We start from the raw sequence: 21,372 nt of genomic DNA on the forward strand, positions 1-21,372 counted from the left end.
GTGCCGGTCGTCCTCGGCATCGAAACGTCCTGCGACGAGACCGGCGTCGGCATCGTCGCCGACGGTGTCCTGCTCGGCGACGCCCTCGCCACCAGCATGGACGAACACGCCCGCTTCGGCGGCGTCGTGCCCGAGATCGCCGCCCGCGCCCACCTGCACGCCATCACCCCGATGGTCCGCCACGCCCTCGACCGCGCCGGCCTCGGCTTCGCCGACATCGATGCCGTCGCCGCCACCGCCGGCCCTGGCCTCGCCACCGCCGTACAGGTGGGCCTCGCCGCCGGCAAGGCCTATGCCCTCACCCTCGGCGTCCCCCTCTACGGCGTGCACCACCTGGCCGGCCACGCCGCCGTCGACGTCCTCGACCACGGCCCCCTCCCCGCGCGCAGCGTCGCGTTGATCGTCTCCGGCGGCCACACCAGCCTCCTACTTCTCGGCGACCTCGCCCGCGACCCCGTCGTCCACCTCGGCGACACCGCCGACGACGCCGCCGGCGAAGCCTTCGACAAGGTCGCCCGGCTGCTCGGCCTGCCGTACCCCGGCGGCCCGGCAATCGACGCCGCCGCCCGCCACGGCGACCCCACCGCGATCGCCTTCCCCCGCCCCATGACCGCACCCGGCGACCTGCCCTACCGGTTCTCGTTCTCCGGCCTGAAAACCGCCGTCGCCCGCTGGACCGAACGCCACCACGGCCCGTTGCCCGTCGCCGACATCGCCGCCTCCTTCCAGGAAGCCGTCGCCGACACGCTCACCCGCAAAGCCGTCGCCGCCTGCCGCGGCCACGACATCGACACCCTGCTGCTCGTCGGCGGCGTCGCCGCCAACAGCCGCGTGCGCGCCCTCGCCCAACAGCGCTGTCACGCCGCCGGCATCACCCTGCGCGTGCCCGCACCCCGACTCTGCACCGACAACGGCGCCATGATCGCCGCCGTCGGCGACCTCCTCGTCCGCGCAGGTGTGGGCCCGTCAGCGCTGACTCTCGGCGCCGACCCCAACGCCGTCCTGACCCGCGCCACGATTCCCGGCGCCGCCTTGCAAGGGTGAGAACGACGCCCAGGTCGCCGGCCTGCACGCCACCCTGTCCGGCGGCGTGTCAGCCCAGGGCGAGGCGGACGCCGAGGGCCACGAACGCGACCGCGCAGAGCCTGTTGATCCGCCGCGACCACCGCCGGTCCGCCAGCCTGCCGGCGAGCCGGCCGGCGCCCACGCCGAGAGTGATGTCCACGGCGAGCTGCACGGCGACGAACAGGGCGCCGAGCAGGACGAGCTGCGCCGTCGCGTCGCCGGCACCCGGATCGACGAACTGCGGCAGGAACGCCACGCTGAACAGGATCATCTTGGGGTTGAGCAGGTTCGTCACCAGTCCACGCAGGAAGGCCCGCCCGGGCGACGCGCCGCGGTCCGGATCGTCGGCGGTGACCGGATCGCGCCGACACGCGGCCCGGACCCCCAGGACGATCAGATACGCGGCGCCGGCCCATCGGATGGCGGTGAACAGGACCGGTGACGCGCTGATCACCGTGGCCAGTCCTCCGACCACCGCGGCGACGTGCACGGCTTCCACGGCGGCGACGCCAAGCGCGGCGACGACCCCGGATCGGGCGCCGTAGCGGGTGGCGTTGGCCAGCACGAACATCATGTCCGGGCCGGGCGTGACCATGAGGACGACGATCGCGGCGAGATAGCCGGCGAGCACCGCAACGGACAGTCCGAGCACCGTTCAGCCCTCCCCGGCGCCGTTGAGCAGGGCCCGGCGCAGCGCCAGCCGGTGCTCCCGTCGGATCTGCGCCTCCCGGTAGCGTCGCCGGTCCCCGTCGGTCTGCGGCAGCAGCGGCGGGACGGCGCGGGGATCGCCGTGATCGTCGACGGCCACCATCACCAGGTGTGCCGTGGCCACGTCGACCGGGGGCACCGCGCGGTCCCAGCGGTCCGCGCTGACCCTCACCGCCACCTCCATCGAGCTGCGGCCGGCCCAGGTGATCCGCGCGTCGACGTGGACCACGTCACCGACGCGGACCGCGCGTAGGAAGGCGGTCTCGTCGATGGCTGCGGTGACCGCCGGGCCGTCGGAGTGGCGGGCGGCGACGACCCCGGCGACCGAGTCGATCAGGTTGAGGATCCGGCCGCCGTGCACCGTACCCATCAGGTTGGTGTGGTGCTGGTCCATGATCTGCGACAGGGTCAGGTGCGAGGCCGACGGTGGTCGGCCGGCGAGTGTGATGGTGTCGGGCACTGTGCGGGTCCGTCCTCGATGCAGCGGACCGCCGACCGGAGGGCGCGCGTCGAGGGCACGCCGACGGATCGCGTACGGCGTGTCACCCGCCCGGACCCACCCGCGAGGTCGACGGCAGCGCGCACCGGTGGTGCGCGCGACGCGGGCAGGTCTTCGGACTCGCGGGCCGGACCGGGTTCGGTCGCCTACTGGCCGTCGCTTCCCAGGCCGGTGGCCCAGTGCTGATGACGGCGGTCGTTCCCACTCACCGCTGCGGGGCAGTCCCGGACTTCCACCGGGTTCCCTCTTACGACACCCGGCCGTCGCCGACCGGGTGAACCAGCGCTGCGACCATTTTAGCCAGTCGTCAGGGTGTCGGCGACGCGCCAGGTCGGGGCGGGTGACGTCGGTCTCTCGCGTCCTGATCGGTGCCGTCGACGTGTCCCGCGACTCGGACACGGCCACTCACGCACCGCACCGTCGTCGTACGATCGTGCGCGGTGCTGGTTCGCCTCCCCGCTTCGGCGGGTGGGCGTCGTAAGAGGGAACCCGGTGCGAGACCGGACTGCCCCGCAGCGGTGAGTGGGAACGACCGCCGTCATCGAAGCACTGGACCGGAAAGGTCCGGGAAGCGACGGCCAGTAGGCGACCTCGTGTCATGCCCGCGAGTCCGAAGACCTGCCAGCGCTGCGTGCGCCGTCCGGTGCGCGCCGTCGACGGCCTCTCGGGAGGGCCAGGGCGGAAAGCCGGTACGCCCGCCGTATCCGCTTCTCCCTCCCGGTGGCCGCCAGGCACCTCGAGGGAAGGACCATCAGTGACCACTCCATTCGGCCAGAGCACCGTGCTCGGCTATCCACGCATCGGCGCGCACCGCGAACTGAAGAAGGCGGTCGAGGCCTACTGGGCCGGCACGCTCGACGCCGCCGGCCTGCACGAGACCGCCGCCGGGCTGCGGGCGCAGGTGTGGCGGACGCTGCGCGACGCCCGCCTCGACGCCATCCCGTCGAACACCTTCTCCTACTACGACCAGATGCTCGACACCGCCGTCGCCGTCGGCGCGATCCCCCACCGGTTCACCCGCCTCGGCCTCGACGACCTCGACACGTACTTCGCCATGGCCCGCGGCGTCGACGCCGAACCGGCGCTGGAGCTGACCAAGTGGTTCGACACCAACTACCACTACCTGGTCCCGGAGATCGACGCCGACACCCGCTTCGCCGCCCACCCCGTCAAGGCGCTGAGCGAGTACGCCGAGGCCCGCGCCCTCGGCATCACCACCCGCCCGGTGCTGATCGGCCCGGCCACGTTCCTGCTGCTGGCCAAGGGCGCCGACCCGTTCGCCCGGCTCGACGACCTGGTCGACGCCTACGCCGGCATCCTCACCGCGCTCGCCGGGGCGGGTGTGCCGTGGGTGCAGCTCGACGAACCCGCCTACGTCGCCGACCGCACCGCGGCCGAGATCGATGGTCTCCACCGCGCCTACCGGCGCCTCGGTGACCTGCCGAACCGGCCGCGGATCTTCGTCGCCACCTACTTCGGTGAGCTCGCCGACGCCCTCCCGGCGCTGCTCGACGCCCCGGTCGAGGCCGTCGGGGTCGACCTCGTCGCCGGTCCGGGGAACCTCGAACGGCTGACCGGTGCCGGCCCCTTGGGCGGGAAGACGATCGTCGCCGGCCTCGTCGACGGCCGCAACATCTGGCGTACCGATCTGCGGGCCGCCGTCGCCGCCGGAGCCACCGTCGCCGCGCTGGCCGACCACGTCGCGGTGTCCACGTCCTGCTCCCTGCTGCACGTCCCGGTCGACCTGAGCGCGGAGACCCGCCTGGACCCTCGGCTGTCCGAACGGCTCGCGTTCGCCCGGCAGAAGCTCGACGAGGTCGTCCTGCTCGGGCGCGCATTGCGCGACGGCACCACCGCCCTGCCGGCACCACTGCCGGCCACACCGGCGTCCTGGCGGCGCGACGAGATCCGCGGACGCCTCGCCGCGCTGCGCCCCGAGCACCGGCGACGCGGCGACTACTCCGACCGGGCCGCCCGCCAGCAGCGCCGCCTCGGCCTGCCCGCGCTGCCCACCACCACGATCGGCTCGTTCCCGCAGACCCCCGAGCTGCGCGCGGCCCGCGCCGCCCACCGGGCCGGCACCCTCGACGACGCCGGCTACACCGCGCGGATGCGCGCCGAGGTCGCCCACGTCATCCGCCTGCAGGAGAACCTGGGCCTGGACGTGCTCGTGCACGGCGAGCCGGAACGCAACGACATGGTCCACTACTTCGCCGAGCAGCTCGACGGGTTCGCCGCCACCGACCACGGCTGGGTGCAGTCCTACGGCACCCGCTGCGTACGCCCACCCGTCATCCACGGCGACGTCGCCCGCCGGGCGCCGATGACCGTCGCCTGGTCCACCTACGCCCAATCCCTGACCAGCAAACCCGTCAAGGGCATGCTCACCGGACCGGTCACCATCCTCGCCTGGTCCTTCGTCCGCGACGACCAACCACTCGCCGACACCGCCGACCAGGTCGCCCTCGCCCTACGCGACGAGTGCCGCGACCTGGAGACCGCCGGCATCCGCGTCATCCAGGTCGACGAACCCGCACTGCGGGAAACCCTGCCGCTACGCCGCGCCCACCAGCAGACCTACCTGGACTGGGCGGTCGGTGCGTTCCGGCTGGCCATCAGCGGCGTCGCCGACGACACGCAGATCCACACCCACCTGTGCTACTCCGAGTTCGGAGAGGTCATCGCCGCCATCGACGCCCTTGACGCCGACGTCACCAGCATCGAGGCGTCCCGCTCCAAGATGGAGATCCTCGACGACCTCGCCACCATCGGCTACCACCGCGGCATCGGACCCGGCGTCTGGGACATCCACTCCCCCCGCGTACCGCCGCACGACGAGGTCGCCGACGCGCTGCGGCGCGCCGTCGCCGCGGTGCCCGCCCACCGGCTCTGGGTCAACCCCGACTGTGGCCTGAAGACCCGCGGCTACCCCGAGGTCGAAGCGTCCCTGCGGCGCCTCGTCGCGGCGGCGGCCGAGGTAGGGCAGGGCTGACGTCGTCGCCGGGTGGCCACGCGACAACGGTCACCCGGCCCGGCCGGTGGGCGGCGTCCGGGCTCAACCCGCGAACCCCGCGCCCTGCCCGCACATCCTCACGAAGTCGCGGGAACCACGATCGGGTGGCGTCCGACTACCGGGATGTCGGGTGAGCGCCGTGGCGCGACACGGGGAGGGCCACGCGTGGAGGTTCAGGTGAGGGGCGAAGCCCGGCACGACGCGACGGCCGAATGGGCGGGCGCGCGAGGAAGCTGCGGGCCACCCATTGGGCGCAGCGCGCCACGGCCAGTCGAGTGAGCGCCGCCGCGGTGACATTCCGGGCCGTCACCTGCCGGTACGGCCGCAGGACCGCGGTGGACGCGGTGGATCTGGTCGTCGACCCGGGTGAGCACGTGGCGTTGACCGGCGCCAACGGCTCCGGCAAGACGACCCTGCTGCGCGCGGCGCTCGGCCTGCATCCCCTGGCCGGCGGCGGTGTCGGCGTGGACGGGTTCGAGGCGCGGCGCGGCGCGGAGTGGGCTCGACGCCGGCGGGAGGTGGCCTGGGTGCCGCAGCGCCTCACCGCGGGCCGGTTCCCGCTGCTGGTCGACGAGTTGCTCGACAGCGGCGGCGGGCCCGGGGCCGCGCGGGACGCCGCCGCCGATCTCGGTGTCGCGGGGCTGGGCCGCCGCCCGCTGCACACCCTCTCCGGAGGGCAGTTGCAGCGGGTTTTCCTGGCCCGTGCCCTCGGCGCGGTCGCGGCCGGCGCGCGGGTGCTGTTCGCCGACGAGCCGACCGCCGCTCTCGACTTCGACGGGCAGGAGCAGGTCGCCGCGCTGCTGGCCGCGTTGCCGGTGACGGTGGTCGTGGTGTCCCACGACCGGGCGATGTCCCGTGTCTGTGACCGGGTGGCCGAGATGGCCGCCGGCCGGCTGCGGGTGATCTGAGCCGTGGGCCAGATGCTCGATCTGCTCAGTCTGCCCGCCGTGCAGCGCTCCGGGATCGGCCTGCTGATCGCCGCCGTCGGCCTGCCGGTCGTCGGGGTGTTCATCATCGGCTTGGACATCATCGCCGTTCGCTTCGCGATGATGCACGTGGCGTTGCTCGGCATCGCCGTCGGCCTGCTCACCGGCCTGGACCCGATGCTGTGTGGCCTGGTCGCCTGCGCGCTCGCCGGAGCGGGTGTCGCGCCGCTGGCCCGACGGCCCACCGGACTGCCGGGGGCGATGGGGCTGCTGATGACCTTCGCCATCGCCGCCGCCCTGCTCGTGCTGTCGGTGTCCGGCGTCAACGCCACCGGCGCGTTCGAGCTGTTGTGGGGGTCCATCCTCGCCACCCGCGAGATCGACCTGGTGGTGCTCGGCGGTCTGACGGTGGTCGTCCACGTCCTGTTCTGGCGGTGGCGGCGACACCTCGCACTGCTGCTGTTCGACCGGGAGTTGGCCCTGTGCTCCGGAGTCGCCGCCGGACCGCTGTTGCTCGCCCTGCTCGTGGTCGTCGCCGTGGCCATCGGCGCGTCGATCCGGCTGACCGGGGCGCTGCTGGTCGACGCCCTGACCATCCTTCCCGCCCTGGGCGCCCGCAACCTCGGCCGGTCCCTGCGCTCGATGGTGGTGTGGGCCGTCGCGCTCGGCGTGGTCGGCAACGGCGCCGGGTTCGCCGCCGCGCTGCTGCTCGACCAGCCACCCGGGCCCGTCCTCGTCATCGTCGCCGGGACCCTGACCCTGCTCACCTACCTGATTCCCGAAGGAGCACGTGATGCGATCGATCCGGGCCGCCGCGCTGAGCGCGGTGGCGACCCTGTCCCTGCTGGCCAGCGGATGTGGCAGCACTGACGACCCGGCGCCGGCCGGCAGCGGCGGCGCGTCGACGGCGGTGAAGGGGCCGAGGGTGGTCGCGTCCACCACCTGGGTCGGCGCGCTGGCCAAGGCCGCCGGCGCCACCGACATCACCGTCGTCGCGCCGGCCAGCGTGCAGCACCCGCCGGACTACGACCCGAAGCCGTCCGACCTGACCGCGGTCGCCGGCGCCGACTACATCCTGTTCGCCGAGTTCGACGGCTTCGCCGCCCGGCTCAAGGACGCCGCGGGCGGCGGGGGCAAACTGGTGCCCGTGCAGTTGGAGAACACACCGGCGTCGATCACCTCGGAGGTGAAGCGACTCGCCGCGATGTTCGGCACCGACGCGGCCGCGAGCGCCTGGACCTCCTCGTTCACCGCCGAATACCAGACCCTGTCCAATCAGGCCAAGGCGGCGGCTGCCGGCCGGGCGAGCGCGGTGTCGCACGTGTTCATGGCCTACTGGGGCGACTTCGCCGGCATCCCGGTCGTGGGCACCTACGGACCACAGCCGGTCACGCCCGGCCAACTGGCCGACCTGACCGGAAAGAAGCCGACGCTGGTGCTGGCCAACGCGCACCTACCCGGCGCGAACCCCGACATCGCCGGCGCCGCACGCGTCGACATCGTCAACTATCCCGGCGCCGACCTCGACCTGCTTGCCGTCTTCCGGACCAACACCGAGCGGCTGACCGTGGCGCTCAAGCCCTGAGGGGCCGGCCCGGCAGGGGCTGGTGAGGGGCATCGCGGACGCCCTCACCAGCCCCTGCGCAGGCGGTGGAACGCGCACGCGTCCCGCGACGCCCCGGACCGCTGGGTCCGCCAGCGGCTGCGGAGCGCTCGGTGTGACGTCAGCCGGCGCCGACGAACCGGTTCGGTGCTTCCTTGAACTGCCGCTCGCACCAGGATCCGCAGAAGTACCAGGTGACGCCGTCGTGCTCGGCCGCGAGGGAGGTGTCGGGTGAGACCGCCATCTCGCACACCGGGCACAGCGGCCGGCCCGGTGAGCTTTCCGGGCGCTCGGCGAACTGGCCGTTGCTGCTCGGGTGCATCCAGCCGGTGCCCTGGTATTCGAGTTCGGTGGCGGTCTGCCGTGCGACGTCCCGGCCGAAGTATCGTTCGACGATCCGCAGTGCGAGGTCGATGCCACTGGTGAGCCCGCCGGCGGTGGCGATCCTGCCGTCCTCGACGTAGCGGCGACCTCGGACGACGGTGACGTCCGGGAAGGTGGCCCGGAGCGCGGCGTAGCCGCCGTGGTGGGCGGTCGCGGTCCGGCCGTCGAGCAGGCCGGCCTGCGCGAGCACGAACGAGCCGTTGCAGACGGACATGGTGACCGCGGTGCCGTGGTGGACACGTCGCAGCCACTCCAGCATCCCGGGGGCCAGTTTCCCGGTGTCCATGGCGGGCACCACCACGATGTCCGGCGTCGGCGCACTGTCGAGATCGTGGCCGGGCACCAGGACCATGCCGGCGGAGATGCGGACCGGCTCGGTCGTGGCAGCTACCGTGTGGAGCGTGAACGGGTTGCGCCCGTCGGCGAGGTGGACGTACTCGAAGACGCCCCACGGCCCGGCGAGGTCGACGAGTTCCGTTCCGGGAGAGATGAGGAACGCGACCGTGATGTCACCCGTCGCGGGAGGGTCGAGCGGTGCGGTGAACCGGCCGTCGGGTACGGGCTGATCGTCGGCCCGGTCGGAATCGTCGAACGTCGTACTCATGGTGGTGCCTCCGTTCGCGGATGGAAGGCCGCGCGTCCACTGGGTGCACTTCGTTGACCTCTGGCCAGGCGTTCCGGGCCGAGCCGCCGCTGTCGCCGGCCCGGCCCGGAACCCCGGAATACCGGTGTCGTCTCCGCTCAGCCGGCGGCCTGGACGGCGTCGCTGATCCGCTTGACCGCGACCGCGTTCAGCGGCCCGAGATAGAAGCTGTCGGACACCGACGTGTAGGTCTTCGTCTTCGACGCCGGCCACTGCGGGAACTGCTTGAACAACTGCTCCGCGTACGTCTTGGCGTCGTCGCTCGGCTGGTAGAGGCCGATCACCAGGACGTCCGCGTTCGCGGCGGCGAGGGCCTCGGCGTTGATCGCGGCGAGTTGCTGGTCGGTGCGGCCGGCGAACACGTTGACGCCGCCGGCCCGGTTGACGATGTCGTCGAAGATCCCGCCGGCGAACACCGTCGGCACCTTGAGGCCCATGGCCGCTGACATGCCCGGGTAGACGACCAGCACCCGCTTGCGCTCGCCGTCCGGCGCCGGGAGCGCGGCGAGCGCGGCGCGGGTGTCCTGCACGATCTGCGCCGCCTTGCCCTGGACGTCGAAGATCAGCCCGAGCTGGGTGAGCAGGTCGAACGACGACTCGACCGACCGCTTCGCGTACGTCGTGACGTCCTGCGGTCGCGGTGCGGTGGCACCGTTGGCGCAGTTGGACGGCGTCACGAAGCTGTTGACACCGGCCTTGCCCAACTCGTCCCGGGAGATCGAACCGATCTTGGTGTCGAACCCGCCCGCCCAGGTGGAGATGACCAGGTCCGGAGACTGGGCCAGGACCTGCTCGCGGGGCACCTCGAAGTTCTGGTTGATCTTCACACCACCGGTCGGGATGGCATCGATCTTGGCCACCATCGCCGGGTCGTCGGACACGCCGTACCGCTGGCTGTTCGCCACGATCCGGTCCTGCACGCCGAGTGCGATCAGCGACTCGACCTCCGCGACCGACGCCCCGTTGAGCAGCACGACCCGGCGCGGCGCCTGGGTGAAGGTGACCTCACGGCCGCAGTTGTCGATGGTCAGCGGATAGGTTGTCCGCGCCCCGGTGGGCGCGGTCGCGCCGGACGACGCCGCAGGCGCATCCGGCACCTCCGTCGCGGAGCAGGCCGCGAGCGCGAGCACGCCGCACAGGGCCAGCACCGCCCGGGAGGAACGAGGAATCAGGGATTGGACGGCTCGTAGCATGGGTGGACTCTTGCTCCTCTGTCGTGGGCACATCATGGATCCGGCTGGGCGCTCGTCAGGTCAGACGGTGCCGAAGAAGCTCCGCAGCGCAGGGAGCCGGCGGATCAGGAACTGGTCCAGGGCAAGGACGATCAGCAGGGACAGACCGAACAGGGGCAGGAAGACACCGAGTACGACCATCGCGCCGAGCAGGGTCCAGTTGCCCCAGACCGGAAGTTTCGCCCGGGGCGCGGCAAGGCCGGAGGCGGTACGGCGACGGGTCCACCACATCATCGGACCGGTGACGCACATGAAGATCACCGCGAGGCAGAAGAACGTGGACAGGACCGTGTTGAGCGTGCCGAGGCGTCGCCCCTCGTGCAGCGCGATGCCCTGGGAGACGACCTTCGCCGCGGCGCTGTAGTCGGCGTAGCCGTACTGGCCGACCACGTCGCCGCTGTACTGGTCGACGTGGATGGTCCGCTCCTTGCTGACGTCGGACTCGGCCGGGTTGCCGACGTTGTACCACTGGCTGCTCATCACGCTGAACACGCCTTTGTCGCCCTCGGGGTACATGATCAGGTACGGGCCGGGGGCGCCCTGGGTCTGCGCGGCCGTGACCGCCCGGTCGATGGAGATCGGGGTGCCGGCGCCGGTGCTGGTGCCCTGCGGGGCGTTGCCGGCGGCCCATCCGGCGGGAGCCGACTGGCCGTCGGTGTCCTCGATCTGCTGGCGGATGGTGGACTCCGCGCCGGGATCCTCACCCCAGAGCCCGGAGCCGCCCTGGACCGCCACCTGCTGGGCCTTCGCGCCCCAGAAACCGGTCCACGGAAGGCCGGAGATCACCAACAGCAGGATGCCGAGGCCGACGGGGAGGCCGACGAGGGCGTGCCAGCCGCGCAGCCGGGCTCCCCGCTTGCCCTTGGCCTGCGCGCCGTTGCGCGCGCGTCGACCGAGGAAGAAGATGATGAACCCGGTGATGGTCAGCACGATCGCCCAGGAGGCGCCGAGCTCGACGATGCGGTCACCGACGCCGTCCTCGCCGATGAGCAGGTCGCCGTGGATGCGCTCGGCCCAGGTGGAGACGAGCTGGTCCTGGCGTAGCTCGCCGGTCACGGTGGAGGTGTAGGGATTGACGTAGATGTTCGTGCTGCCGCCGTCCCCGAGCCCGGCGACGAAGAGGGTCGACCGGTCATCGGTGCCGTCCTGCACAGACAGGATGGGGCGGTCCGGGAACGCCGCGCGGACGGCCGCCTCCTGGGCCGACAGCGCCGCGCGTTCGGCGCCGTCGGGCGCCGACACCTTCAGCACTCCGGGGTGGGTCAGGGAGTCCACCTCGTCGCGGAACATGTAGGTCATGCCGGTGACGGCGAGACAGAAGAGCACTGGGATGACGATCAGCGATCCGTAGAAGTGCCAGCGCCAGAACGCGGCGAACCAGTTGGTCCTCCTGGGCCTGGCCGGTGACGACGGCGCCTCGGCGGGGGGCGGCGTGGCGGTTTCGGTGGCGGTCAAGGGGGTCGCCCCTCTCGGTCGGCGTCGTTTTCTTTTTCCAGATCGGCTGGCTAGGTTGTAGTCGTGCTAGAGGCCCCGTGGGTTCCCGTGCTGACGGCTGTGTTCCTGGCGACAGGCCTGGTCTGTGCCGCCGGTCTCCTGATTCGCAGGCGGGGATCCGCCGGCGACCGGGAACTCACCGATGTCGATCTGGTTGACATCAGTCACGGCGTGATGAGCGCGGCGATGATCCTCATGCTGTGGGTGATTGTCGAGGGCGTGGTCGCCTGGGCGCAGGTCGCCATCTTCGCGATCCTCGCCCTCTCGCTGCTGCCCGCCTACCGGCGGGCGCGCGCCACGTCGGGCCGCGTCGACCTGCTCGGCCACATGGCGATGGGCGTGGCGATGATGTGGATGCTCGCGGCGATGCCGACGCTGATGTCGGAGATGGCCGCCGGCGGCTCCGGCTCCGGACACTCGCACGGCGGGGGCAACGCCGCGGCGGGGCCGACGGCGACACCGATGTGGGCGGACGTGGTGAACGTCGTGTTCGTAGTGCTCGCCGCCGGTACGGCGCTGTGGTGGCTGTACCGCGCCGCGACGGTGGCCGGCCACCGGCTGCACCTGACCGGTTACGCGGCCATGGCCGGGGGCATGGCGACCATGCTGGTGCTGATGAACGGTTGACGCGCCCCGCTCACATGAGCAGCGTCCGCCAGTAGAACCAGAACTCGACGCCGATCAGCACCGCGATGACCAGGTACCACACGGCGAGCCCGACGGTGTGCAGCCGCACCAGCGCGGTCGACGCCGCCGGCGCGGGCAGGTGCCGGTGGTGCAGGTTGTGCAGCGTGACGTACCAGAAGATGGCGATCGTGACGACCCAGACCACCATGCAGTACGGGCACAGCGCGCCGATGCGGTAGACGCTCTGGTAGATCAGCCAGTGCACGAACAGCACCCCGAACGTGGCACCCACCTGCAGGCCGAGCCAGCACCAGCGGGGCAGCGTGACGCGGGCCAGGAGCAGCACCCCGATGGTGGTGACCACGCTGAAGCCGACGATGCCGAGCAGCGGGTTGGGGAAGCCGAAGGCCGACGCCTGCGGCGTGACCATGACCGAGCCGCAGGACAGGATCGGGTTGATGCTGCACGACGGGCGGTACGCCGGGTCGGTCAGCAGGTTGACCTTCTCGATGGTCAGCGTCAGCGCGGCCAGCAGCCCGACGCCCCCACCGACGGCCAGGATCCACGGCACGATACGGGCGGCGAACGGCTCCCCGCCTCCGACCGGCCGGTCACCCAGGTCCGGCGCGACGCGGGTGTCGGCGCTCACTCGCTCAGCGCCGCGTCGACGGCGCTCTTGAGCGCGGCGTACGTCGCCGGGCCGTCGAAGCGTTCACCGTTGAGGAAGAACGTCGGGGTGCTCTGGACCCCGGCCGCGGTGCCGTCCTGCTGGTCCTGCCGGATGCGGTCGGCCGTCGACTCGTCGGACACGTCGGCGCGGTAGCGGTTCATGTCGAGTCCGAGTTGCTCGGCGTAGCCGGCGAAGACCGCCGACTGGTCCTGCTGCTGGTTGCCCCAACTGCTCTGGGTCTGGAACAGCTTGACGTACATCTGCTCGAACTTGTCCTGCTTGCCGGCGGCCTCGGCGGCCCGGGCGGCGTTCTCCGCGTTGGCGTGCACCGACAGCGGGAAGTTGCGCACCACGTAGGTGATCCGTCCCGCGTACTCCGTGCGTAGCCGCTCGACCTGGGGGAACGCCTGCCCGCAGGCGGGGCACTCGAAGTCGAGGAACTCGACCACTGTGACTCGGCCATCACCGGCGGTGCTGAGCCGGTGGCTGTCCGCGCGCACCAGGCGCTCGGCGGAGACCTGCCCGGCGTTGCCCGACTGGCGCTGCACGACCACGAACAGCGCGGTGAGGCCGATCAGCACCACCGCGAGCAGACCCAACGTCACCTTGGTGTTGGTGCTCATCCCACGCTTCTGCATCGCGCGCGCCGCTTTGCCACCGGCCCGCCGGTCGCGCTGGGTTCGACGCTCCGGCGCGGCGGCGGATCGCTGGTTGTTCGGGCGGGTCTTCGGCATCGTCCCAACCTTCTCGACGGTCGTCAGTCCGTGCCGGAGTCCGGGTGCGGCACGCCACCGTACGATTGGTCGCTCGGCGACAGTCGTCAGTTCCCGCGGCCGGTCAGGTCCGGACCGTGGTCGTCATCAGCGAGCGACCCCCGTTCCGGGTGCTCACCTCGAAGCGCAGCGTCCAGGTCCGGCCGGCGGCGAGACTGGCGTTACCGAGCGCGGTGCGGCCGGTCAGGGGCACCACCGCCACCCCGGTGGGACTGTCGGTGGTCCTGTCCTGCGCGGTGGCCGCCCACCGCAGCACCTCGTCGTCGCCGCCCGCGCCGCGCCAGCAGAGATGGAGGAACAGGCCGCTGGTGTCGCGCCGGAGCCAGGCGTCCAGGGTCTGTCCCCGGTCGCTGATCGTCACCGACGTACGGCGGGGACAGAAGTCGCGGTCGGCGGTCGGACTCGCCGCGGCGGCGGGCAGCGCGATCACGGCCATCGCGGCGAGCAGGGCCACGCCCGTGCCGATGATCAGCGGCCGGGAGCGGCGCCCGGGTGCAGGAATCGCCTCGCCCGTGCGGGTCGGACGCGGTACGGGGTGTAGGACGTGCTGGAGCCGTCCACCCGTCTCTCGATGGCGCACGGTGAGCCCGGGGGCTGTCCGACGCCCGGCTGGTCGCGCCCGCTCCCGGACGACCGTCGTCGTCGCGCGGGTCCGGCTCCGGCCGGCGGCGAGGGGCACGATCCGGCATTGCAGAGCCACCGTGCCGCTCAGGGCGACGACGTCGGCGTCGACGGCCCGCGGTTCGAGGCCGTCGTCCGGTGATTCGTCGTCCGGTCCGCTCCGGTCCACCGTCCGCACCAGCACGGCGGCGAGGACGATCATGGTTAGGAAGATCGCGAGGCTGGTCACGACAGCCGCCGGGCCGCCGTGACGAGATCGTGCGTAGGGGTCATGCCTGTCCGATCGGAGCAGCCGGCCCGCCCATCGCGGCCGGAGGGACGTCTCTGCTCGGTTAGTCCGCGTTGGGTGGGTGATAGTTCCCGGCAGTCGGCGTCCGGCGGCGGTGTGCGTACCGTTCAGAGCAGGGTGAGTGTCGCGGCGGCCATACCGGCGGACATGAGCAGGTGACTGCCCGCGACGCCGGCCCGGCCGAGCAAAGCCCGAGAGTGCGGCACCCGGAGCGCGGCGACCAGCCGGATCGACCAGACGGCAGCGGCAGCGGCGAGCGACACGAGGAGCACGACCGTCAGCGCGTCCGGCAGGCCGGTGCTCTCCCACCCGCCACCGCCCACGTGTGACTGGTGCGGGCCGTGGTGACCGGGGTGGTCGGCCATCCGCAGCAGCATCCAGGTCATGCCCCCGGCCATCACCGCCTCGTGGACGAGTTCCGACCGCGTGCCCCGGACCGCCGGGCCCAGCGCGGCGCGGGCCGCAAACCCACCGCCGAGCAGGAGGAACAGCGCGGCCTGCACGCCGGCACGGTCCCAGCCGGTGCCGACCCACACCATGGCGATCATCGCGGCGCTCATCGCGAGGTGGGCCGCCTCCACCAGCCAGGCCGTCGCACCCCGAAGCGCACGCCGACGCACCCCCTCGACCCAGCACCGGGCCAGGCAGTGGGCGCCGGTCGCGACGAAGGGCACCGTCAGTGCCCACCGAAGCCAGAGCACGTCGACCATCGGCTCCGCCCTTCCCTGTCGACGGGTTCGCCAGAGAGGTCGGTCACGCGGTCGGTCCGGTTCCCGGCGGCCGGCGCCGGTCAGATAGCCGATACCCCGCAGGCGTCGGTTCCGGGCGCGCTGATCCGGTGCAGTGCCAGGTCACGGGGCAGCGGCGCGACGCCGGGTCCGCCCTCGGCCACCCAGTCGCGGATCCGCGCTGCGGCCTGCTCATCGGTGCAGCCGAACCAGACGGGCCGGCCGCCGCGCCGACGCCCGGTGGGCGAGGGTTGGACGACGACCACGTCGGAGTAGTCGCACCGGCCGAGGCAGGAACTGGTGCGCATCCGGGCGAGGTCGGGTGACGCCTGGCAGAGGGCGCGCAGCGGCGCGGCGCTCTCCGGGTCGGTGCGGCCGCAGCAGCATCCCGCGCAGAGCACGATCCCGACGCGGGTGTCGGTCGTGGAGGTGGTGGGTGGCATCGGCGCGTCCCTCTCACTCGCGGTGACTGCCTCGGCGTCGGACGATGCCCGGCAGCCCGGCGTGGTGATGGTCGCGAAGGACCCGCCGCGGGTTCCACGCGGATCGCGATTTCCCTCGTCCCGGTGACTACCAGCGGTTTCACCCCCGATCTGGTCGCGGTGCGTGCTCACGCCGTCGACAGTTCGTCAACCTCCAAGAGACTGCCACGCTGCGTCACGTTGACGCTGTCGACCGACGACGGCGACAACCCGCAGTCGGGGCACCACGATCGGCGATCATGTCCGGGGAACTCGCACGGCCGGCGGGACGACTAACGGGCAGGGACGGGCATGAGGGTGAATGCCGCCGTCACCGGGCGTCGACGGGAGGAGAGATGACCCTGCTGCTCGGCGGCCGAACGGTGCGGGACTGCTTCCCGGCCCTCGCCGCCAACCCCGGAGTGGCCTACCTGGACTCCGCCTCCACCACACAGAAGCCGGCCGCCGTGATCGAGGCCGCGCGGCGTTACCTCGGTGACCGCACCGCCAACGCCGGCCGGGGCGCCTACCCGTGGGCCACCCGCGCCGCAAGGCAGGTGGAGGACGTCCGGACCCGCCTCGCCGAGATGATCGGCGCCGCCGGCCCGGACGAGGTCGTCTTCACCTCCGGCGCGACGGCGTCATTGAACGCGGTGGCGCTGTGCTGGGGTCTGGCCAACCTCGACGACGGCGACGAGATCCTCTACAACCCGCTCGACCACGCGTCGAACGTGGCGCCGTGGCGCAACCTGCAACGGCACCTCGGACGGCGCGGCGTCACCGTCCACCTCGTCCCCTACACGGTCACCGCGGTCGGCGAGGTCGACATCGCCGACGTCGAGGCCAGGATCGGCCCCCGGACCCGGCTGATCACGACCAGCCACCTGCACAACGTCTTCGGCTCGCTGACCACCCTGGAGGAACTCGACCGACCGGTGCCGCGCTGCTTCGACTGCAGCCAGAGCGCCGGACACGTGCGGGTCGACGTCGGCGCGCTGCGGGCCGACTTCGCGGCGTTCAGCGGGCACAAGATGTTCGCCGCCCCCGGCATCGGCGCGCTCTACGTCGCCCGCCGGCACCACGACACGCTGGCGCCGTTCCTGCCCGGCGGTGACGGCGGCGCGGCCATGCCCGGGCTGCTGGAGGGCGGCACCCCGAACCTGGTGGGCATCGCGACGCTGGGCGCTGCCGTCGACGTCGTCACCGACATCGGCGTCGAGGCGATCGCCGCGCACGACCGGGCGCTGACCCGCCGCCTCGTCGACCGGCTGGCCACCGTCCGCGGGGTCGAGTTCCTGCCCGGGGTGGCCGCGGCGGGGTGCGACGTCGGGTACGGGATCGTCTCGTTCCGCATCGCCGGGATCGAGGCCGCCGACGTGGGGTTCGTGGCCGCCTCGCACGGCCTGTACGTGCGCACCGGCACCCACTGCCTGCCGGGCGCCCCGGCTCACTTGGACTCCGTGCGGGTCAGCACCCACGCCTACACCAGCCCGGACGAGGTCGACCGCCTGGCCGACCTGGTCCGGGACATCGCGAAGGAGGTCCACCGCCCATGACCACCCCTCGTTACGACCGCGCGGGCGCGTCCCGGATCCTGGCGGACCTCGCCGGATCCGATCTGTTCCCGACGGTGCCGTGGGCGGCGCCGCCGCCGGTGTCCTTCCGGTCGCACCGGCTGGCCACCGAGCCGGGCAGTCACTTGACGCTGTCCCAGCGGCTCTACCTGGAACGGTTCATGCGGCCGTGCACCCCGGCCGAGGTCACCAGCGCCACCCACCGGATCACCTGGACCGACTCCGCGGGCGTACCGAACACCGGGCACTTTGTCGACGGCGGGCTCGGTCCGGTCGTGCCGATCGCGGTCCGGGAGACCACGCTCGCGCTGTGGCGGCGCCTGGACGCCAACCCGGGCTTCGCCGCGCGCGTCGCGGCCCTCGGGGACGGCGACCGGGCGGTGTTGGACGGCACCACGACCGACCGGGACCCGCGGGACATCGTCCGCATCGGCGTGGAGGCGGCCGGGCGGGCACTCGCCCAGCACGCCCTGCTGGCGGGGCAGACACCCCACGACGACGCCGGGACCTTCGCCCGGGCGATGGCCCGCGGTGGGCTGTTCACGGCGGTGGCCAGCCAGTGGTACTGGGAGTTGCAGGCCTCCACCTACCGGCGCGGGATGATCCCGGTGCGGCTGGAGGCCACCCCGGATGGCACGCTGCGCTACACCGCAGGCAGCGTCGAGACGCTGCGGCGGATGAAGGAGGCGACCATCGCGCAGGCGCACTCGGTGATGGCGCGGGCCACCGGCGAGGAGGGGCTGAGCGTGGAGGCCGCGGTGCACCGCTACCACGACCAGCTCGACCTGATCTCCCGGCAGTACGCGCTGCTCGACCCGCGCACGCGGCCCCGCTGCCTGGCGCTGCCGACCGTGCTGCCGGCGGTGGTGGACGCCTACGTCGAGACGTTCGTCGCCGTCGTCGCCTGCCTCGACGTCGTCGAGGAGCCGCACGACACATCGGGCGTCGACGGTGACACCGGCGGGGTGTTCCACGTGCCGGACATGAACTGCAAGCACTGCCAGATGACTATCCGCAGTGTGCTCGAAGGCATGGACGTCACCGTCCACGAGGTCGACCTGGAGTCCAAGCGCGTCGTCGCCGACTTCCGCAGCCCCCGCAACCGGCGGCGGGCGCTCGCGGCGATCCGCGACTCCGGCTACACCGTGCTGGCGGACTAGTGGCCGGACTCCGGCCCCGCCTCACCGCTCCGACGAGTGCGCTGCTCGACCGGCCCGACGTGCTGTTCGACCTGACCGCCCGGCACGGCACCCCGGCCAACGTCGTGTTCCCCCAGGTGCTGTCCGACAACGTCGAGGCGTTCCGCCACGCCCTCGACGGCTACCGTCTGCCGTACCGGATCTTCTACGCGCACAAGGCCAACCAGTCGCGGACGCTGGTGCGGGCGGCCCACGACGCGGGGATCGACATCGACGTCGCCTCCGCCGGTGAACTCGCGCACGCGCGGGAGTGCGGCTTCCCCGACGACCGCATCGAGGTCACCGGGCCGAAGGGCGAGCGGTTGCTGCGGCGGCTGGTCGACCCGGCCGGCCCGGTGGTCAACATCGACAACCTGTGGGAGCTGCACCGGGTCACCGAGTTGGCGGCGCGGCCGGTGCCGGTCCTGCTGCGCCTGTCCGGCGGCCGGCGCGTCAGCCGGTTCGGGATGACCCCGGAGCAGTTCGACGACGCGTTCACCCTGATCCGCTCCCGCCTCGACGCGGTTGACCTGCGCGGCGTCTCGTTCCACCTGGACACCGCCGACGTCGACGAGAAGCTGCACACCGTCGACGTCGCCCTGCGTCTGGTCGAGCGCGCCCACACCTACGGGCTGACCCCGCGGGTGGTGAACATCGGCGGGGGGTTCCGGCAGGCGTACCTGGCCGCGCCAGACGAGTTCGACGCCTACGTCGGCGAGCTGCGACGCGGGCTGCTCGGGCGCGGACCCCGGCTCGGGTGGGGCGACTACACCTTCGGCTACCAGGTCGACCGGATCGGCGCGCTGCGCGGCACCCCGGTCTTCCACCGCTACGCCAACGCCACGCCCGGGGTGCGGCAACTGCGCGAGCTGCTGGACCGGCCGCTCACCGGCGGCCGCACCGTCGCGGAGACCATCGGCGAGAGCATGCTGGAGCTGTGGACCGAGCCGGGTAAGGCGCTTGTCGACGGCGCAGGCCTCACCGTCGCCGCGGTCGAGTTCACCAAGCGGGCACCCGACGGCAGCATCCTGGTGACGCTGGACCTGAGCCGCGACATGCTCACCCCGGCCGACCAGGAGGTGATGCTGGATCCGATCGTGCTATACCGGGGCACGCCGGACAACGGTCCCTGTGAGGTGTTCCTCGCCGGCAACCTGTGCCTGGAACGCGACATGGTCAGCAACCACCTCGTCCGGCTGCCCGCGCTGCCCCGCCCCGGAGACCTGATGGTCTTCGTCAACACCGCCGCCTACCAGATGGACCTGTCGGCCGCGCCGGCCCTCATGCACCCCCGCCCACCCAAGGTCGCGGTACGGGTCACCGGCGACGATTTCACGGTCTCGACGGACGGAGACGAGGAATGCTCTACCACGACGTGACCGAACTCATCGGCGACACCCCGCTGCTGCGCCTCGACCCGGCCCGCCACGGGCTGCCCCACGTCGAGCTCTACGCCAAGCTGGAATCCCACAACCCGTTCGGGTCGGTCAAGGACCGGGTCGCCTGGGGCATGCTGCGCGACGAACTCCCCACCGCCGTCGCGCAACGCCGCACCCTGATCGAGGCGTCCAGCGGCAACACCGCCAAGGCGCTGCGGATCCTCGCCGCCATGCACGGGCTCGCCGTACGCGCCTACACCAACCGGGTCCGCGTCGACGAGATCCGCGACCTGCTGCGCTGGCTCGGCACCGACGTCCACGAGCTGCCCGGCCTGTCCGAATGCCCCGACCCGACCGCCCCCGACGACGTGTTCAGCGTCATCGAGAAGCAACTCGCCGCCGACCCCGACGCCTACCTGCACCTGTCGCAGTACACCAACGAACGCAACATCGAGGCCCACCACCACGGCACCGGCGCCGAGATCGCCGCCGACCTCGGCCACGTCGACTACCTCGTCGGCGGTCTCGGCACCACCGGGTCCACCCGCGGCGCCGCCACCGCGCTGCGCGAGATGAACCCCGACCTGCGTACGGTCGGGGTGGTGGCCCGACGCGGCGACTTCATCCCGGGCATCCGCTCCGAGACGGAGCTGTGGGACGTCGGGCTGTTCCAGCCGGAGTTCTACCACGAGATCGTCCCGGTCGATGCCGGCGTCGCCGTCGACGCCACCGTCGAGCTCGCCACCCGCCACGGCGTCCTGGCCGGGCCGACCAGCGGGGCCAGCTACGCGGCCACGCTCGACGTCCTGCGCCGCCGACCGCCGGGCGACGGACCGGTCCGGGCGGTGTTCATCGTCTGCGACCGTATCGAGTCGTACCTGTCCTACCTGCGCAAACGCCGACCCGAACGCTTCGGCGCGACGGCCCGGCACCCGACGGCGGCCGACCTGGACGCGGTGCCCCGGTGGGAACCCGAGGAGCTGCACGCCCGCCGGGAACGGGTCGTCGTGGTGGACACGCGCGGGGGCATGGCCTACCGCATCGGGCACGTGCCCGGCTCGCTGAACATCCGCGACGACCAACTCGAGGACTCACTCGAGCAGGGCTCACCGTTCCCGCCCGACGCCACGGTCGTCCTGGTCTGCCCGGTCGGGGACCGCTCCGTACGGATCGCGGCGCTGGCCCGCCGGCACGGCCAGGACGCGGTGAGCCTCGCCGGCGGCATCGTGGCCTGGCGCGACGCGGGCCTGCCGCTGGCGGTTCGCGGCGCCCGGTGAGCGCGGTGCTGGTCGCAGTGCGGTGCCACCGTGTGCCGGATGCGGGAAAAGTGCCGGGAACCGCCGCCGGGGACGCGCCGACTAACCAGGTGCCGACCCCTTGAGACGCACCGCAGAACGGTGATGCCGGCACGGGCACGGCGCCACCTCGACCTCCGCCGCGGCGGAGGTGACCCGGAAGGCCGAACCTCACATGCTGCGACCGAGCGATCCCGTCGGGCCGCCCCA

At 72.4% G+C, this 21,372-nt stretch carries 20 protein-coding genes and 2 riboswitches; of the genes, 10 read left to right on the plus strand and 10 right to left on the minus strand.

The annotated features are described in order from the left end of the window. Complete coding sequence (gene tsaD, locus ACN27B_RS29715) at positions 1-1,044, plus strand: tRNA (adenosine(37)-N6)-threonylcarbamoyltransferase complex transferase subunit TsaD (protein WP_422742565.1); 1,044 nt, start codon at positions 1-3, stop codon at positions 1,042-1,044. Between the two features lie 49 nt (positions 1,045-1,093). Here tsaD and ACN27B_RS29720 read toward each other — a convergent pair whose 3' ends face one another. Together ACN27B_RS29720 and ACN27B_RS29725 are read right to left on the minus strand one after the other, a co-directional pair. Further along, the gene (locus tag ACN27B_RS29720) at positions 1,094-1,717 is read right to left on the minus strand and encodes a LysE family translocator (protein WP_422742567.1); all 624 of its coding nucleotides are present in this window, start codon (positions 1,715-1,717) and stop codon (positions 1,094-1,096) included. Positions 1,718-1,720: 3 nt separating this feature from the next. Then, the gene (locus tag ACN27B_RS29725; RefSeq protein WP_422742569.1) at positions 1,721-2,233 is read right to left on the minus strand and encodes an acyl-CoA thioesterase; all 513 of its coding nucleotides are present in this window, start codon (positions 2,231-2,233) and stop codon (positions 1,721-1,723) included. Between the two features lie 127 nt (positions 2,234-2,360). Beyond that, a riboswitch (cobalamin riboswitch) is annotated at positions 2,361-2,571 on the minus strand. Positions 2,572-2,699: 128 nt separating this feature from the next. Then, positions 2,700-2,912: riboswitch (cobalamin riboswitch) on the plus strand. A gap of 114 nt (positions 2,913-3,026) precedes the next feature. Here ACN27B_RS29725 and metE point away from each other — a divergent pair. The 4 genes from metE (at position 3,027) to ACN27B_RS29745 (ending at position 7,796) form a co-directional block, all read left to right on the plus strand. Beyond that, the gene (gene metE, locus ACN27B_RS29730; RefSeq protein ID WP_422742571.1) at positions 3,027-5,264 is read left to right on the plus strand and encodes a 5-methyltetrahydropteroyltriglutamate--homocysteine S-methyltransferase; all 2,238 of its coding nucleotides are present in this window, start codon (positions 3,027-3,029) and stop codon (positions 5,262-5,264) included. A gap of 356 nt (positions 5,265-5,620) precedes the next feature. After that, a complete protein-coding gene (locus ACN27B_RS29735; RefSeq protein WP_422742573.1) occupies positions 5,621-6,193 on the plus strand; it encodes a metal ABC transporter ATP-binding protein in 573 nt (190 codons plus the stop codon). Positions 6,194-6,205: 12 nt separating this feature from the next. Beyond that, a complete protein-coding gene (locus ACN27B_RS29740; RefSeq protein ID WP_422742575.1) occupies positions 6,206-7,081 on the plus strand; it encodes a metal ABC transporter permease in 876 nt (291 codons plus the stop codon). Further along, positions 7,005-7,796 carry an ABC transporter substrate-binding protein gene (locus tag ACN27B_RS29745; RefSeq protein WP_422742577.1) on the plus strand — a complete coding sequence of 264 codons (792 nt, stop codon included), beginning with the start codon at positions 7,005-7,007 and terminating at the stop codon, positions 7,794-7,796. Before ACN27B_RS29740 ends, ACN27B_RS29745 begins: the two co-directional genes overlap by 77 nt. Positions 7,797-7,935: 139 nt before the next feature. Here ACN27B_RS29745 and ACN27B_RS29750 read toward each other — a convergent pair whose 3' ends face one another. The 3 genes from ACN27B_RS29750 to ACN27B_RS29760 form a co-directional block, all read right to left on the minus strand. Further along, entirely contained in the window at positions 7,936-8,802 is an 867-nt protein-coding gene (locus ACN27B_RS29750; RefSeq protein WP_422742579.1) for a DJ-1/PfpI family protein, read from the minus strand. Between the two features lie 137 nt (positions 8,803-8,939). After that, positions 8,940-9,989, minus strand: a complete 1,050-nt coding sequence (locus tag ACN27B_RS29755; RefSeq protein ID WP_422742581.1) for an ABC transporter substrate-binding protein — start codon at positions 9,987-9,989, stop codon at positions 8,940-8,942. A 105-nt stretch (positions 9,990-10,094) separates the two neighbouring features. Beyond that, positions 10,095-11,528 (minus strand): PepSY-associated TM helix domain-containing protein, encoded by a 1,434-nt coding sequence (locus ACN27B_RS29760; protein ID WP_422742583.1) that lies wholly within the window; start codon positions 11,526-11,528, stop codon positions 10,095-10,097. 87 nt (positions 11,529-11,615) lie between these two features. On the opposite strand from ACN27B_RS29760, the gene ACN27B_RS29765 reads away from it, so the two are divergent. After that, the gene (locus ACN27B_RS29765; RefSeq protein ID WP_422742585.1) at positions 11,616-12,194 is read left to right on the plus strand and encodes a DUF5134 domain-containing protein; all 579 of its coding nucleotides are present in this window, start codon (positions 11,616-11,618) and stop codon (positions 12,192-12,194) included. A gap of 10 nt (positions 12,195-12,204) precedes the next feature. Here the strand turns inward: ACN27B_RS29765 and ACN27B_RS29770 are convergent, their stop codons facing one another. The 5 genes from ACN27B_RS29770 to ACN27B_RS29790 all read right to left on the minus strand — a co-directional run bounded on the left by ACN27B_RS29770 (position 12,205) and on the right by ACN27B_RS29790 (position 15,718). After that, positions 12,205-12,813, minus strand: a complete 609-nt coding sequence (locus tag ACN27B_RS29770) for a vitamin K epoxide reductase family protein (RefSeq protein WP_422746104.1) — start codon at positions 12,811-12,813, stop codon at positions 12,205-12,207. 26 nt (positions 12,814-12,839) lie between these two features. Continuing rightward, positions 12,840-13,598: a DsbA family protein gene (locus ACN27B_RS29775; RefSeq protein WP_422742587.1), complete on the minus strand. Its 759-nt coding sequence runs from the start codon at positions 13,596-13,598 to the stop codon at positions 12,840-12,842. Positions 13,599-13,701: 103 nt separating this feature from the next. Next, positions 13,702-14,487, minus strand: coding sequence for a hypothetical protein (locus ACN27B_RS29780; RefSeq protein WP_422742589.1), 786 nt, complete (start codon positions 14,485-14,487; stop codon positions 13,702-13,704). Between the two features lie 167 nt (positions 14,488-14,654). Continuing rightward, positions 14,655-15,257, minus strand: coding sequence for a DUF5134 domain-containing protein (locus ACN27B_RS29785; protein ID WP_422742591.1), 603 nt, complete (start codon positions 15,255-15,257; stop codon positions 14,655-14,657). A gap of 80 nt (positions 15,258-15,337) precedes the next feature. Beyond that, complete coding sequence (locus tag ACN27B_RS29790) at positions 15,338-15,718, minus strand: (2Fe-2S) ferredoxin domain-containing protein (RefSeq protein WP_422742593.1); 381 nt, start codon at positions 15,716-15,718, stop codon at positions 15,338-15,340. Between the two features lie 374 nt (positions 15,719-16,092). Here ACN27B_RS29790 and ACN27B_RS29795 point away from each other — a divergent pair, with 374 nt between their 5' ends. The 4 genes from ACN27B_RS29795 to ACN27B_RS29810 are packed head-to-tail and all read left to right on the plus strand — an operon-like array spanning position 16,093 to position 21,144. Further along, entirely contained in the window at positions 16,093-17,292 is a 1,200-nt protein-coding gene (locus ACN27B_RS29795; RefSeq protein WP_422742595.1) for an aminotransferase class V-fold PLP-dependent enzyme, read from the plus strand. Next, a complete protein-coding gene (locus ACN27B_RS29800) occupies positions 17,289-18,470 on the plus strand; it encodes a heavy-metal-associated domain-containing protein (RefSeq protein ID WP_422742597.1) in 1,182 nt (393 codons plus the stop codon). Before ACN27B_RS29795 ends, ACN27B_RS29800 begins: the two co-directional genes overlap by 4 nt. Continuing rightward, complete coding sequence (locus ACN27B_RS29805; protein WP_422742599.1) at positions 18,470-19,867, plus strand: alanine racemase; 1,398 nt, start codon at positions 18,470-18,472, stop codon at positions 19,865-19,867. The genes ACN27B_RS29800 and ACN27B_RS29805 overlap by 1 nt, the downstream gene beginning before the upstream one ends. Further along, a complete protein-coding gene (locus tag ACN27B_RS29810) occupies positions 19,849-21,144 on the plus strand; it encodes a pyridoxal-phosphate dependent enzyme (RefSeq protein ID WP_422742601.1) in 1,296 nt (431 codons plus the stop codon). The genes ACN27B_RS29805 and ACN27B_RS29810 overlap by 19 nt, the downstream gene beginning before the upstream one ends. Positions 21,145-21,372 lie beyond the last annotated feature (228 nt).

It is taken from the genome of Micromonospora sp. WMMD754 (assembly GCF_049315235.1).
Taxonomy (GTDB): Bacteria; Actinomycetota; Actinomycetes; order Mycobacteriales; family Micromonosporaceae; genus Micromonospora; species Micromonospora sediminicola.

Bases quoted from the DNA above. Each gene is read 5' to 3' on its own strand.
- ACN27B_RS29740 (WP_422742575.1), top strand. From the start codon at position 6,206: ATGCTCGATCTGCTCAGTCTGCCCGCCGTGCAGCGCTCCGGGATCGGC.
- ACN27B_RS29745 (WP_422742577.1), top strand. From the start codon at position 7,005: ATGCGATCGATCCGGGCCGCCGCGCTGAGCGCGGTGGCGACCCTGTCC.
- ACN27B_RS29750 (WP_422742579.1), bottom strand. From the start codon at position 8,802: ATGAGTACGACGTTCGACGATTCCGACCGGGCCGACGATCAGCCCGTA.
- ACN27B_RS29775 (WP_422742587.1), bottom strand. From the start codon at position 13,598: ATGCCGAAGACCCGCCCGAACAACCAGCGATCCGCCGCCGCGCCGGAG.
- ACN27B_RS29785 (WP_422742591.1), bottom strand. From the start codon at position 15,257: ATGGTCGACGTGCTCTGGCTTCGGTGGGCACTGACGGTGCCCTTCGTC.
- ACN27B_RS29790 (WP_422742593.1), bottom strand. From the start codon at position 15,718: ATGCCACCCACCACCTCCACGACCGACACCCGCGTCGGGATCGTGCTC.
- ACN27B_RS29795 (WP_422742595.1), top strand. From the start codon at position 16,093: ATGACCCTGCTGCTCGGCGGCCGAACGGTGCGGGACTGCTTCCCGGCC.
- ACN27B_RS29800 (WP_422742597.1), top strand. From the start codon at position 17,289: ATGACCACCCCTCGTTACGACCGCGCGGGCGCGTCCCGGATCCTGGCG.
- ACN27B_RS29810 (WP_422742601.1), top strand. From the start codon at position 19,849: ATGCTCTACCACGACGTGACCGAACTCATCGGCGACACCCCGCTGCTG.